This is a genomic window from Pseudoselenomonas ruminantium, from assembly GCF_900113715.1.
Classification (GTDB): Bacteria; Bacillota; Negativicutes; order Selenomonadales; family Selenomonadaceae; genus Selenomonas_A; species Selenomonas_A caprae.
Genome location: NZ_FOQK01000004.1, coordinates 153,231 through 166,438, shown reverse-complemented (window position 1 = coordinate 166,438; position 13,208 = coordinate 153,231). Strand labels below are relative to the sequence as shown.

The window sequence follows — 13,208 nt, the reverse complement described above, 5'->3', positions numbered from 1 at the left end:
CGGTAGCAGCAAATAATTGCTACTACCGGTAAGGTCTAACTTTATGGGGTCACTACATATAAGCGCCGGACGGATTTTTTTTACGATATTTTCAGCAGCGATCCACTGGAATCCTATTTACTTCATATGCGGCTTGAAGTTGAAATACGTATCTGGATACGGTTCATTTTTCAGCGTGAAATGCCACCATTCCGTAGCCAGCGGCTTGAACCCGTGACGAAGCATCGCCTGGCGCAGGAGCATGCGGTTCTTGAACTGGACCTCATTGATCTTTCCATCTTTAGGCTGCATGTTCCCTTTGTATTGGCCCGTATATTTGCCGGTCTCTGCATCTCCGCACCAATCGGGATGGCTCTCGATACCAAAGTGGTCAAAAACACCGCCCATATCGACATCTTTGCCAGTGTTCATATCAAACAAAGTCAAATCGAGCGTCGAGCCGCGGCTATGCCCGGACTTGGCATCGATGTAACCATCAGCGAACAACCGCGTCTTATCCACCTGCGGATAAAAATAAGGCTTCATACGCGTATCATCCAGTTTCTCAGCCCAAGCTACGAAATTATCGACAGCCATCTGCGGGCGGTACGCATCATAGATTTTCAAGCGATAGCCCTGTTTCTTCATATCTGCCGCCACTTCTTTGAGGGCTGCTGCCGCTTCTTTCGTCAGCATGACACAAGGCTGCTCATAACCAGCGATGCGGTCACCGACAAAATTATAAGTCGAGTAATAACGCACCTCAAGGATCACATCAGGCACAGCCTCGGATAATACCACAAAGTCACGGGAATCCTCTGGCGATACCTTTCCCGCCTGCTGCACAGCTGCAGTTTCTGCTGCTGCCATCTCTGCCTGCGCCGGAAACAGCGAACATCCTGCCAGCAGCATACCACCTAATATTCCCAGCCATTTTTTTCTCATCATTTTCATCCACTTTCCTCCTGTTGACTTGAAAAATTTCATACAAGTTAGGATTCAACAAGAATAGAAAAAATCCTGCTTCAAAAAAATGTCCTCCCGTTAATCCGGAAGGACATGACACGTCTGCAACGCTATCAGAGATAACGCAGCCATACATATATATTTGCCATGATAATCGTCAGCACCATGACCGGGAATGCCACTTTCATAAAGCCCAGGAATGAAATCTGGCGGCCACGCTGTGTAGCCATCGAAGCCACGACAACGTTAGCGCTCGCACCGATCAATGTACCATTGCCGCCGAGGCAGGCACCAAGTGCCAGCGACCACCAGAGCGGATCAAGGTTCGTAAGTCCCATCTGGCCCATATCCTGGATCAGCGGAATCAGCGTTGCCACAAACGGGATGTTGTCGATGAAAGCCGAAGCGATAGCGCTCATCCAGAGAATCAGCACTGCCGTGGCCGTGACATCGCCATGGGTGAGTTTGATGGCCTCAGCAGCCAGCATCTCGATGACGCCCGTCTCCACTAAAGCGCCAACGAGCACGAACAGGCCCGCGAAGAAGAAGATGGCCAGCCACTCGACTTTCGAGAGCACCTTGGCAATCATGGGCTCATTGCGCGTGAACGTGATGAGCAGCAGGAGGCCTGCGCCCGTGAGCGCTGCCGTTGCCGTCTCCAGCCCCAAGGCACCGTGCATGACAAACAGCGAGATCGTGACGAAAATGACAAACAAGCATTTCTTGAGCAGCTTGACGTCGGAAATCTGGCTCTTCGCGTTGAGGCGCATGACCTTCTCCTGCAGCTCCGGCTGAGTCTTGAGCTCCTTGCCATAAAGCAGGATCAAGAGTGCCTGGACGACCAAGAAAATCACGATGGACACGCCGGTTAGGTTGGCGATAAAATCCATGAAGTTCAGGCCGACGGCACTGCCGATCATGATGTTCGGCGGGTCACCGATCAGCGTCGCCGTGCCGCCGATGTTCGACGACAGGATCTGAGCGATAAGATACGGCTTCACATCCACCTTGAGCTGCGCTGTGATGCTGAAAGTAATTGGAACCGTCAGCAGTACCGTCGTAACGTTATCGAGCAGCGCCGAGCAAATCATCGTAAGCGCTGACAATGCCACGAGCAGCGCAATCGGACGTGCCTTTACCTTCTTAGCCGCCCAAATAGCCAGGAAGTTGAACAGGCCAGTCTCACTTGTGATGTTAACGATAATCATCATGCCCATCAACAGGCCCAACGTATTGAAATCAATATGATGAATAGCAGTTTCCTGACTGATGATACCACAGAGAATCATCAGCATAGCACCGAAAATTCCCACGATGGTGCGATGCACCTTCTCCGAAATAATCAGCGCATAGGCAGCCACAAAGATGATGACCGCCAGGGTTGTGCTGCTTAACAATGCAATCCACTTCTTTCCATAGTCTTTGAATTCGCTTATTTCTCTTTTTTATACTTCGGGGTCAGCACGATATTTTCACCATCGCGCTTGATCTTGAACGTATAATGCTGGATACCCTCGCGGAAAAGTTCCATCTTGAGCACCATCAGAGCCTTGCCAAGATCCTCAGTAAGCGCCGGTGTAAACCCAGCCCGGCTAAGCTCAGCGGGCGGCTCTGCTGCCGCCTGCTCCCGGCGTTTTTTGTCCGCGAGCTTCTCAGCCTTGACAAAGGCATCCTCAAGGGATTCCTCCTCCACGTAATTCTGGAACATATCCTTATCAGTAAGTCCCTTTGGAATCTTGCTCATGTTATCCCTTCTTTACTTTAGCCCAGCTGTCACGCAGGCCAACCACACGGTTGAAGACCAGCTTATCCGGCGTCGTGTCCGGATCGACAACGAAATAGCCCTCGCGCAGGAACTGGTAGTGCGTACCAGCAGCCGTGAGCTTGACGCTCGGCTCGATCCAGGCGTTCTCGATGACTTCCAGCGACGTCTTGTTGAGCGCAGCGATGAAGTCATCCGGCAGGTTGCCGTTCTCATCGGTTTCGAGCAGGTAGTCATAGAGGCGTACCTCGGCCGGCAGTGCTGTCTTGGCAGCTACCCAGTGGATCGTGCCCTTGATCTTGCGGCCAGCCGTAGCACCGCCCGTCTTGGATTCAAGATCCGCGGTGCAGCGAAGCTCGACAACATTGCCGTCTGCATCCTTCACGACTTCCTCGCACTTGATGATGTACGCATGCTTGAGGCGGACCTCCCCGCCCGGCTTGAGGCGGAAATACTTCTTCGGCGGCTCCTCCATGAAGTCTTCCTGCTCGATATAGATCTCGCGGGAGAACGGCACGAAGCGGCTGCCACCATGCATCGGATTGTTGTCAGCCAGCAGGTACTCCTCTTTATCCTCCGGATAGTTCGTGATGACGACCTTCAGCGGACGCAGCACTGCCATGACGCGGTCCGCATGCTCATTGAGGTCATCGCGTACGCAGTGCTCAAGCATGCTGACATCGACCAGGCTGTTGCCCTTGGCGACGCCGATCTCCTCACAGAAGTTGCGCAGCGATGCCGGCGTATAACCGCGGCGGCGCAGGCCCGAAATGGTCGGCATGCGCGGATCGTCCCAGCCGCGTACATAGCCCTCTTCGACAAGCTGGCGCAGCTTGCGCTTGCTCGTGACCGTGTTCGTGAGATTGAGACGTGCAAACTCAATCTGACGCGGGCGCGTATTGACGTCAAAGCCCAGTGACTCCAGGAGCCAGTCGTAGAACGGACGGTGCTCCTCAAACTCGAGCGTGCAGACCGAATGCGTGATGCCCTCGATGGCATCCGACAGCGGATGGGCAAAGTCGTACATCGGATAGATGCACCAGGCATCTCCCGTACGATGATGATGGGCGTGGGCGATGCGGTAGATGACCGTATCGCGCATGACCATATTCGGCGAAGCCATGTCGATCTTCGCGCGCAGTACCTTCTCTCCATCGGCGAATTCGCCAGCCTTCATACGGGCAAACAAGTCAAGGTTCTCCTCGACGCTGCGGTTGCGGTACGGACTTTCCTTGCCCGGCTCCGTCAGCGTGCCGCGGTACTGCTTGATCTCCTCAGCCGTGAGGTCATCCACATAAGCCAGGCCCTTCTTGATGAGCTCGACCGCATAGTCATAGAGCTTATCGAAGTAGTCCGAGGCATAATACATGCGGTTCTGCCACGAGAAGCCGAGCCAATGGATGTCCTCCTGGATGGAGTCGACGTACTCCGTATCCTCCTTCGTCGGATTCGTATCGTCGAAGCGCAGGTTGCAAAGGCCATGATTGTACTCAGCCAGGCCGAAGTTCAGGCAAATGGACTTTGCGTGACCAATATGGAGATAGCCATTCGGCTCAGGTGGGAAGCGCGTATGAATGCCCTCCGTATATTTGCCATTTTTCAGGTCATCCTCAATCGCATTCTGAACAAAATTCGTAGCGATTGTCGTATTCTCTGCCATGTGATTCTCTCCTTTATACATCCACACGGTCTTTGACCGCGCATTTTTCTTCTATATATTGGCGCAAGCGGCGGATGCCGACATCAAGCCCCTCCTGCTCAGGAAGATACTTGATGATGAGGTCGATATAGCCGCGCTCGACCATCTTGCGCAGCGTCCAGCTGAAGTTGACATCGTAGACCCACATGAGCCGCACCAGCTTGCGGTCGCCATGGGTGCGCAGACGATGATAGTCGGCCTGCTTGCCCTCGGCAAAGTCGCGGACAAAGTCCGGACTCACGAGCTGGCTCGCATCAGCCTTGATGAATTTCGGCGCCTTATCGACACCATCCGGTGTCAGATAGGGCGAGAGCACGCGGTAGATATCGAGCTTGTCTGCATCGCGCAGGAGACGGGCAAACAGCAGCTTGCGCTTGTCTTCCGTCGGCTCGATTTCCTTCTTGTTGTGATTGCGGATGGCAAAGCGCACCAGCTCTGCCTCCTCTGCCGCCAACGCCTCAAGATACGGCATCTCTTCGGCCAGCACCTTTAGCCCGAGATCGGCATGATCCTCTGACTGCGCATCGTTGAAGGTCTTGTAGATGCTGTACTGGCGGAACCGTCCCACATCATGGAACAGCCCCATGATCTCAGCCAGCTGTACGTCATGCTGGCAAAGCGCCAATTCCTGCGCCAGCTCACGGGCAATGGCCGTGACATAGCCGGTATGGATCATCTTGATGCGTATGCCCTGCATGACTTCTTCGTCATCGGTGACAAAACGCTTCATATAGGCGTCCATCCATGTGTGCATTTTCTTCAGTAATTCTTCCACGAATCGTCTTCCTTACTATAAATACCTTTGTCACTGCATGAAAACATTATAATTATACTACGAAGGGAATTGCCACGCAATATCAGCCCCGGGCCACGCCATCCTCCACGAGGATGTGCAGGCCCCGCAGATCTGCACGGATAGCCTGCAGGGTTTCCTCATCGGGAACCCGCACCGTATGCATATGGATGCCCCCCGTCACGACGAGCAAGGGATTGGCCTGGCATTTCTGCATCTTGGACAGGAAGGCGCGGACATCCCGGCGGTTCTCCAGCAGCAGGTCGCCGCGGATGGGGCCATAGAGCGGATGCTCAACGATGACATCGAGCACCGCCCCGCCATTGTCGACGATGGCCAAGAGCTCCTGCTCCATGCCAGCTGCGTCGTGCTGGCAGACCAGCGTCACCATGCGGCTGGCCTCAGGCTGCTCCTGCGGCAGGATATACCCGCGGGGCGTTGCAAAGATCTGCACGCCCTGAGCCCGCAGGATGCTGATATCGCCGACGATGATCTGCCGGCTCACGGCAAATTCCCGCGACAGCTTGGTTCCCGTGAGCGGCTGCTCTGCCTCACGCAGGCGTTTGAGTAAATGTTCCCGGCGTTCTTCCGTATTCATGCACAAACCTCCTGTTCCTCTGACACTGCCGATAACAAAAAAGGCCGCCCTTCGGCAGCCTATATTTTTGAATGGTGGGCGATAACAGGATCGAACTGCTGACATCTTGCTTGTAAGGCAAGCGCTCTCCCAGCTGAGCTAATCGCCCGGAAATGGTGACGCGTATGGGATTCGAACCCATGAAGCCGCCGTGAAAGGGCGGTGTCTTAACCACTTGACCAACGCGCCATATGGCTCCTCGAGCAGGATTCGAACCTGCGACAGCCTGATTAACAGTCAGGTGCTCTACCGGCTGAGCTATCGAGGAATAACTCTTGTGACACTCTCGTGTCAACAAAAGATATTATACGGGATTTCTTCGCATAATGCAACCCCTTTTTTTCATATCATGAAAAAATTTTTCAGATGCGGTCGCGGCGCATATCCTCAGCGATGAGTTCCTCCAAGCGGCCCACCGTCATATCCTTGTCCGAATAGACCGTGATGCCATGCTTCTGCAGCAGGGCCGTCGTCACGCCCTGACCCTTGATCTTCTTGTCTTCGAAATTGCCATTGTAGATTTTCTTGACGCCGCAGGATGGGCTGCCTTCCTTGAGGATCGCCACCTTCGCATGATAGGCTTCGGCTATCTTGAGCACCTTGTCGGCACCGGTCAGGAAATACTGCGTCATATCCCGCCCATTCTCATCCATGGCCTTAGCCTTGCCCGACAAAACCTTCTTGCCTGTACCGCCCTGGAGCTCTACGCAAGGACGCGGCACGGGCAGCATCGCAAAGCATTCGGGACAGACCGCGATGAACCGGCCCCGCTCGTTATACTTGAGCAGCAGTTCGTGAGTATTGGCCCCGCCACTGTATTTCACCTTATGTCCCAGCAGACATGCACTTACTAAAATCATCGTCTACTCCCCTTTCTCACACCAAATGGCTGCACCCGTATCCCCAGCTGAGCCGTCAGTCCCTGCAGGCTGTCCACTGCCATCTCCTTGGCAGCCGCCACGGGGATATACGCGCAGGTGCGCGCATCATCCAATGCATTGTGATGATTGAACTCGATATGCAGGAAACTGCCCACCGTATCAAGCTTATGATTGGCAAGCTCCGGCCAGGCCTTGCGCGAAATAGCGACCGTGTCGCAGTATGCAAAGTCCGGCGTTGCCAGGCCTTCCCTCGCTAGGCAGGCTCCCAGCACGCCCATATCGAAGCGGGCATTGTGTGCCACGACGATCCGCCCCTCGAGATGCTGCCGCAGTTCCGGCCATATAGCTGCAAAGCACGGCGCCGCAGCCGTATCCTCACGCGTGATGCCATGGATGCGCGTATTGAACCAGTTATAACGGTTCCCCGGCGGCTGGATCAGCGTGTAATACGAATCATAAAGTTTTCCTTCCTTGACCTCGACGACAGCTACGCTGCAGGCAGAATCCCTGGCCGACGTTGCCGTCTCGAAGTCAATGGCAGCAAAATTCATTTCCTGTTTCCCTCTCCCTTGAACCAACGATAAATCCGCCCCAGCTTCTGATACTGCCGGGACGGACTACCTGCGGTCACCCTTGACCGAATATGGTTCTATCAGTTGTTCTTCTTTTTCTGCAAATACTCGTCAATAGCAGCTGCTGCCTTGCGGCCTGCCCCCATGGCGAGGATTACCGTGGCAGCACCCGTTACGATATCGCCACCAGCGAATACGCCCGGCTTGGACGTGGCGCAGGACTCTTCATCGGCCTCGATGTTGCCGCGTTTGGTCGTCGCAAGGCCCGGTGTCGTATGCGCGATGATCGGATTCGGCCCCGTACCGATGGAGACAATGACCGTATCGACAGCCAGCTCAAACTCTGAGCCCGCAACAGCCACCGGCCGGCGGCGCCCCGACTCATCGGGTTCACCGAGTTCCATGCGGATGCAGGTCATGCCCTTGACCCAGCCATTCTCATCACCAAGAATCTCGACCGGATTATTGAGCAGCTTGAAGTCGATGCCCTCTTCTTTGGCATGCTCGACTTCCTCCTTGCGGGCCGGCAGCTCAGCCTCGCTGCGGCGATAGACGATATAGACATGCTCCGCGCCCAGGCGCAGGGCCGTGCGGGCTGCATCCATAGCAACATTGCCGCCGCCGATGATAGCGACATTCTTGCCGACCTTGATTGGCGTCGCATATTCAGGGAACTTATAGGCCTTCATCAGATTGCAGCGCGTCAGGAACTCATTGGCCGAGTAAACACCGTTGAGCCCCTCGCCCGGGATGCCCTGGAAACGCGGCAGGCCAGCCCCCGTACCGATGAATACAGCATCAAAGCCCTCTTCTTCCATAAGCTCATCCACTGTGAACAGACGGCCAGCCACCGAATCAAGCTCGAATCGGACACCGAGCTTCTCGATGTTCTCGATTTCCTTCTTGACGACTTTATCCTTCGGCAGGCGGAATTCCGGGATGCCGTAGGACAGGACGCCGCCAGCCTTATGCAGCGCCTCGAAGACCGTGACCTTGTAGCCCTTCTTGGCCAGGTCACCAGCACAGGAAAGGCCGGAGGGGCCAGAGCCCAGTACGGCTACCTTCTGCGCATCTTCGGCAAAGGCGATCGGTTTCACTTCCTCATTCTTGGCCATATGGCGGTCAGCAACAAAACGCTCGAGACGGCCGATGCCAACCGACTCGCCCTTCTTGGCCAGCACGCAGTATTTCTCGCACTGGTTCTCCTGGGGGCAGACACGGCCGCAGACAGCTGGCAGCGCATTGGCTTCCTTGATTTTCTCGATAGCGCCGTCAAAATCGCGCTCTTTGATCTTGCCGATGAACTCCGGGATGTCGACCGACACCGGGCAGCCCTTGCGGCACTGCGGGATCTTGCAGTGCAGGCAGCGCTCAGCCTCAGCGACAGCCGTTTCTTCATCGTAGCCCAAGGCTACTTCGTCAAAATTATGGGCACGGACTTTCGGGTCCTGTACCGGCATTTCGTGTTTCTTCAAAGACAGAGCCATTGCTTACTTCCTCCCCAGTCCGATGTTGCAGATATGGTCTTTTTCCTCGGCCTCGAGGTCGCGGTACATACGCTGGCGGCTCATGAGGGCGTTGAAATCGACAAGGTGTCCATCGAACTCCGGGCCATCAACGCAGGCGAACTTCGTCTCCTCGCCGACCTGGACGCGGCAGCCGCCGCACATGCCCGTACCGTCAACCATGATCGGATTGAGGCTGACCACCGTCGGGATGCCGAGCTCGCGCGTGCAGTCAGCAACGCTCTTCATCATGATGACCGGGCCGATAGCCGTGATCTGCGCGATCTTCTCCCCGCGCTGGGCCAGCTCCTGTACGGCATAGGTAACGAAGCCCTTGATGCCGCGTGAACCATCATCGGTCGTGATGAGGATCTCATCGGTCACTGCCTTCATCTCATCTTCCATGATCAGGATGTCCTTCGTCTTGGCACCCATGATGGCGATGACCTTGTTGCCAGCCTCTTTCATGGCACGGGCAATCGGGAACGTCGGTGCGACACCGATACCACCACCGACGACGACAACCGTACCATCAAATTTCTTGATTTCCGACGGCTGCCCCAGCGGACCGACAAAATCGATGATCGACTCGCCCGGCTCCACAGCTGCCAGCGCCATCGTCGAAGCGCCGATGACCTGGAAGACGATATTGACGACACCCGTCTCACGGTTGAAGTTGGCAATCGTCAGCGGGATGCGCTCGCCTTTCTCATCCACGCGCAGGACGATGAACTGTCCTGCCTGGGCCTTTTTAGCCACGCGCGGCGCATCGATATCCATCGAGAAGACATTCGGGGAAAGCTCCTCTTTCTTCAGGATCTTAAACATGGTTCACTCTCCTAATACATATACAACAGTATCCGCAATTGCCTGCGGTCTCATTTGCTCACTTGCCGTTGTCAGCGGAATACCCCGGCCAGATATTCCTCGAGATTCGTGCGGATCGGCATCAGATAGAGGCTCGCATCCATCTTGTCAGCCAGCTCCATGACCTCGCGCGAGAACTGTACGCTCCACTCCAGGCTAGGCTCGAAAGCCTGCGGGAAGACGACATTGTTCTTGCGCTCCCAGTAACTCTGCGAACCGGCATTCATGACCGGCGATACGCCCCAGTATACCTCAAGGCCAGACAGCATATCAGCATATATCTCGAGCAGCCGCCTGTCATAGAACGGCTGGGTGAAAAAGCCCTTGGCACCAGCCTGGACCTTGCGGTGGATGCGGTAAAGCTCATGGCGCATCGAGCTGCGGTACTGGTCAATACCCGCATAGACCGTGACCTCTGGCATCTCCTCGCGGAACTTGCGGATGACATCGGTGCTCTCCGTCGGATAGACCGCATGGGTCATGCGCTGGGGAGGATCACCCTCGATGACGAGTACCTCGCGGATATCATGCGCACGCAGATAGTCCTTCATCGGCAGTTCTTCCTCAAGATTGATGTCCATCGCGCGGATATGCGGCATGGCATCGGGGAAATACTCCTTAGCCATCGCCGCCCCCTGCCAGCTGCGCGTCTCAAAGCGCAGCAGGTCGGGGATATTGATGACGTCGATCTTGTCCTGATACTGCTGCAAGAGCGCGAGTTCAGCGCGCAGCGTTTCTTCGTCACGCGGCACGAGCTCAACGGATACACGTTTCATAGGCTGCCCTCCGACTTTTTCTCATGGTTATGAATTACATAAATCATATTGTAAGGGTTTTTTATGTATTTTGCAAGTAGCTGGAAAATCACACAGATAAATACCGCTAATGATAAAATAAAGCGCATGAGGAGGTCTCTCCCCATGCGCTTTAACGCAGATAAACCAGCAGATCCGGCCTTCCTGTCAGAAAAGCCCCGTGATCTTGCCGCTTTCATCGATATCCATATTTTCAGCCGCCGGTTTCTTCGGCAGGCCTGGCATCGTAAGGATGTTGCCCGTCAAGGCGACGATGAAGCCGGCACCAGCAGCTACGCGCAGCTCGCGCACCGTGATGCGGAACCCTTCCGGGCGTCCGAGCTTGGCCGCATCATCCGACAGGGAATACTGCGTCTTGGCCATGCAGACCGGCATCTTGTCAAAGCCCAGCGCCTCGATTTCCTGCAGCTGCTTTTTCGCTGCTGCCGTGAAATCAACACCATCCGCACCATAGATCTCACGCGCGATGGCCGTGATCTTTTCTGGAATGGACTGCTCCGTCTCATACAGGAAATGGAAGTCGTTCTTCTTGGCAAAAGCTTCTTCAACTTTCTCCGCCAGTTTCAGGCCGCCCGCACCGCCTTTGGCCCATACCTCTGACAAAGCGACTTCTGCACCGAGCTCGTTGCATTTCTTCTCCACAAAGCTGAGTTCTTCCTTCGTATCCGTCGGGAAGGCATTGATGGCCACAACGGCTGGCAAGCCAAACTTCTGGATGTTCTCGATATGCTTCGTGAGATTGGCCAAGCCCTTTTCAAGCGCTGCCATATCGACATGGTCAAGCTCCTTCTTATCAAGGCCGCCATGCATCTTGAGCGCACGTACCGTGGCCACGATGACGACAGCATCGGGATGGATACCGGCGAAACGGCACTTGATGTCAAGGAATTTCTCAGCCCCGAGGTCAGCACCGAAGCCGGCCTCCGTGACGACATAGTCCGCAAACTTCAGCGCGAACTTCGTGGCCATGACGCTGTTGCAGCCATGGGCGATATTGGCGAAGGGGCCGCCGTGGATAAAGGCCGGCGTCCCCTCCAGCGTCTGCACGAGGTTCGGCTTGATGGCATCCTTGAACAGCAGCGTCAATGCCCCCGTGACATTGAGTTCCTTGGCACGGACCGCACGGCCATCCCGGGTATAAGCGACCACGATTTCGCCGAGACGCTTTTTCATATCCTCAAGGCCCGACGCCAGACACAGGATAGCCATCATCTCCGAGGCCACTGTGATATCAAAACCGGTCTCCCGCGGCACGCCGTGAGCCTTGCCCCCCATGCCGATGACGACATGGCGCAGCGCGCGGTCATTGAGATCCAGCACGCGTTTCCAGACGACACGGCGCACATCGATATCCAATGCATTCCCCTGCTGGATATGGTTATCAAGGACAGCGGCCAGCAGATTATGGGCCGTCGTGATTGCATGGAAGTCACCGGTGAAATGCAGGTTGATATCCTCCATCGGCACTACCTGGGCATAGCCGCCACCAGCAGCGCCGCCCTTGAGACCAAAGCACGGCCCCAGCGACGGTTCGCGCAAAGCCACAGCTACCTTCTTGCCCTGCTTATGGAAGGCATCGGCAAGCCCTACACTTGTCGTTGTCTTGCCTTCGCCAGCCGGCGTCGGGTTGATGGCCGTCACGAGAACGAGCTTGCCGTTCGGACGATCCTTGACCTGCTGCCAGGCATCCAGGGTAACCTTGGCCTTATACTTACCATAGAGTTCCAGTTCATCTTCCGAGATTTCCAGTTTCTCGGCGATTTTCCGGATGTCCTGCATCTCTGCTTCCTGAGCAATCTCCACATCAGTTTTCATTAGGCTTTCTTCTCCTCTGTTTGTTTCCGTGAAAGATATTCGGTTTTATTTGCAGGCTGCCGTTTCGGCGGCCTTGACAACATTCTGCATGAGCATGGCCACCGTCAGGAGTCCTACACCTCCCGGCACTGGCGTGATTGCCCCGGCCACTTCCTTGACGGCCGCAAAATCCACATCGCCCACAAGCTTCTTCGGGGCAATGCGGTTGATGCCGACATCGATGACCGTTGCTCCCGGCTTGACCATATCCGCCGTGACAAAGTTCGGCTTGCCGATGGCAGCCACGAGGACATCAGCCTCACGCGTGATCTCAGCAAGATTTTCCGTATGCGAATGGCAGATAGTCACGGTCGCATTCTTGCCCAGCAGCAGATGAAGCATCGGCTTGCCGACGATATTGCTGCGGCCGATGACAACGGCCCGTTTCCCATCCAGGGGAATGTCCGCCAGCTCCAGCATGCGGATGCAGCCTGCCGGCGTACACGGGACGAGCCCATCCTCACCGGTCACGAGCCGCCCCACATTGACCGGATGGAAGCCATCCACGTCCTTGGCCGGGTCGATGCGGTTGAGGATCTCAGCCTCATCCTTGGCTATCTGTGCCGGCAGCGGCAGCTGTACAAGGATGCCGTGGATGCGCCTATCGAGATTGAGTTCATCGATCTTGGCGATAAGCTCCTGCTTCGTTGTCGTCTCCGGCATCTCCACGACCTCTGAATAAATCCCGAGCTCTTCACAAGCTTTGTTCTTATTGCAGACATAGACCTGCGATGCCGGATTGCTGCCGACGATGATGACGGCCAGTCCCGGATCCACACCGTATTTCTCCCGCAGGGCTTCCGCCCTGCGGCCTGCATCCTCCTTGAACTGCTGTGCAAAGACTTTTCCTTCCAAAATTCTTGCTGACATAAAGTCCC

The 13,208-nt window shown here is 55.5% G+C and carries 13 protein-coding genes and 3 tRNA genes; all 16 read right to left on the bottom strand.

Going from position 1 to position 13,208, the window contains the following annotated elements; all coding sequences use genetic code 11:
* Positions 1–117 precede the first annotated feature (117 nt).
* Positions 118–933: a M15 family metallopeptidase gene (locus BM181_RS03565; RefSeq protein ID WP_256211275.1), complete on the bottom strand. Its 816-nt coding sequence runs from the start codon at positions 931–933 to the stop codon at positions 118–120.
* 125 nt (positions 934–1,058) lie between these two features.
* The gene (locus tag BM181_RS03560; RefSeq protein ID WP_075442442.1) at positions 1,059–2,342 is read right to left on the bottom strand and encodes an ArsB/NhaD family transporter; all 1,284 of its coding nucleotides are present in this window, start codon (positions 2,340–2,342) and stop codon (positions 1,059–1,061) included.
* A 35-nt stretch (positions 2,343–2,377) separates the two neighbouring features.
* Positions 2,378–2,689 carry a hypothetical protein gene (locus BM181_RS03555; RefSeq protein ID WP_075442441.1) on the bottom strand — a complete coding sequence of 104 codons (312 nt, stop codon included), beginning with the start codon at positions 2,687–2,689 and terminating at the stop codon, positions 2,378–2,380.
* A 1-nt stretch (position 2,690) separates the two neighbouring features.
* On the bottom strand, positions 2,691–4,367 hold the full coding sequence (locus tag BM181_RS03550; protein ID WP_075442440.1) for a glutamine--tRNA ligase/YqeY domain fusion protein: 1,677 nt from the start codon (positions 4,365–4,367) through the stop codon (positions 2,691–2,693).
* A gap of 13 nt (positions 4,368–4,380) precedes the next feature.
* Positions 4,381–5,181, bottom strand: a complete 801-nt coding sequence (locus BM181_RS03545) for an HD domain-containing protein (protein ID WP_075442439.1) — start codon at positions 5,179–5,181, stop codon at positions 4,381–4,383.
* 82 nt (positions 5,182–5,263) lie between these two features.
* Positions 5,264–5,797: a transcription repressor NadR gene (locus BM181_RS03540; protein ID WP_075442438.1), complete on the bottom strand. Its 534-nt coding sequence runs from the start codon at positions 5,795–5,797 to the stop codon at positions 5,264–5,266.
* Positions 5,798–5,869: 72 nt separating this feature from the next.
* A tRNA-Val gene (locus BM181_RS03535) sits at positions 5,870–5,945 on the bottom strand.
* Positions 5,946–5,950: 5 nt separating this feature from the next.
* Positions 5,951–6,025, bottom strand: a tRNA-Glu gene (locus BM181_RS03530).
* Positions 6,026–6,028: 3 nt separating this feature from the next.
* Positions 6,029–6,104: transfer RNA gene (locus BM181_RS03525), tRNA-Asn, on the bottom strand.
* Positions 6,105–6,198: 94 nt separating this feature from the next.
* A complete protein-coding gene (locus tag BM181_RS03520) occupies positions 6,199–6,696 on the bottom strand; it encodes a 2-thiouracil desulfurase family protein (RefSeq protein ID WP_075442437.1) in 498 nt (165 codons plus the stop codon).
* Entirely contained in the window at positions 6,693–7,268 is a 576-nt protein-coding gene (locus tag BM181_RS03515; RefSeq protein WP_075442436.1) for a 3'-5' exonuclease, read from the bottom strand. The genes BM181_RS03520 and BM181_RS03515 overlap by 4 nt, the downstream gene beginning before the upstream one ends.
* Before the next feature lie 101 nt (positions 7,269–7,369).
* On the bottom strand, positions 7,370–8,776 hold the full coding sequence (gene gltA / locus BM181_RS03510; protein ID WP_075442435.1) for an NADPH-dependent glutamate synthase: 1,407 nt from the start codon (positions 8,774–8,776) through the stop codon (positions 7,370–7,372).
* Positions 8,777–8,779: 3 nt separating this feature from the next.
* On the bottom strand, positions 8,780–9,622 hold the full coding sequence (locus BM181_RS03505) for a sulfide/dihydroorotate dehydrogenase-like FAD/NAD-binding protein (RefSeq protein ID WP_075442434.1): 843 nt from the start codon (positions 9,620–9,622) through the stop codon (positions 8,780–8,782).
* A gap of 71 nt (positions 9,623–9,693) precedes the next feature.
* Positions 9,694–10,437, bottom strand: coding sequence for a methylenetetrahydrofolate reductase (locus tag BM181_RS03500; protein ID WP_075442433.1), 744 nt, complete (start codon positions 10,435–10,437; stop codon positions 9,694–9,696).
* Between the two features lie 186 nt (positions 10,438–10,623).
* Positions 10,624–12,291, bottom strand: coding sequence for a formate--tetrahydrofolate ligase (locus tag BM181_RS03495; RefSeq protein WP_075442432.1), 1,668 nt, complete (start codon positions 12,289–12,291; stop codon positions 10,624–10,626).
* A gap of 45 nt (positions 12,292–12,336) precedes the next feature.
* On the bottom strand, positions 12,337–13,200 hold the full coding sequence (gene folD / locus BM181_RS03490) for a bifunctional methylenetetrahydrofolate dehydrogenase/methenyltetrahydrofolate cyclohydrolase FolD (protein WP_075442431.1): 864 nt from the start codon (positions 13,198–13,200) through the stop codon (positions 12,337–12,339).
* Positions 13,201–13,208: the final 8 nt, after the last annotated feature.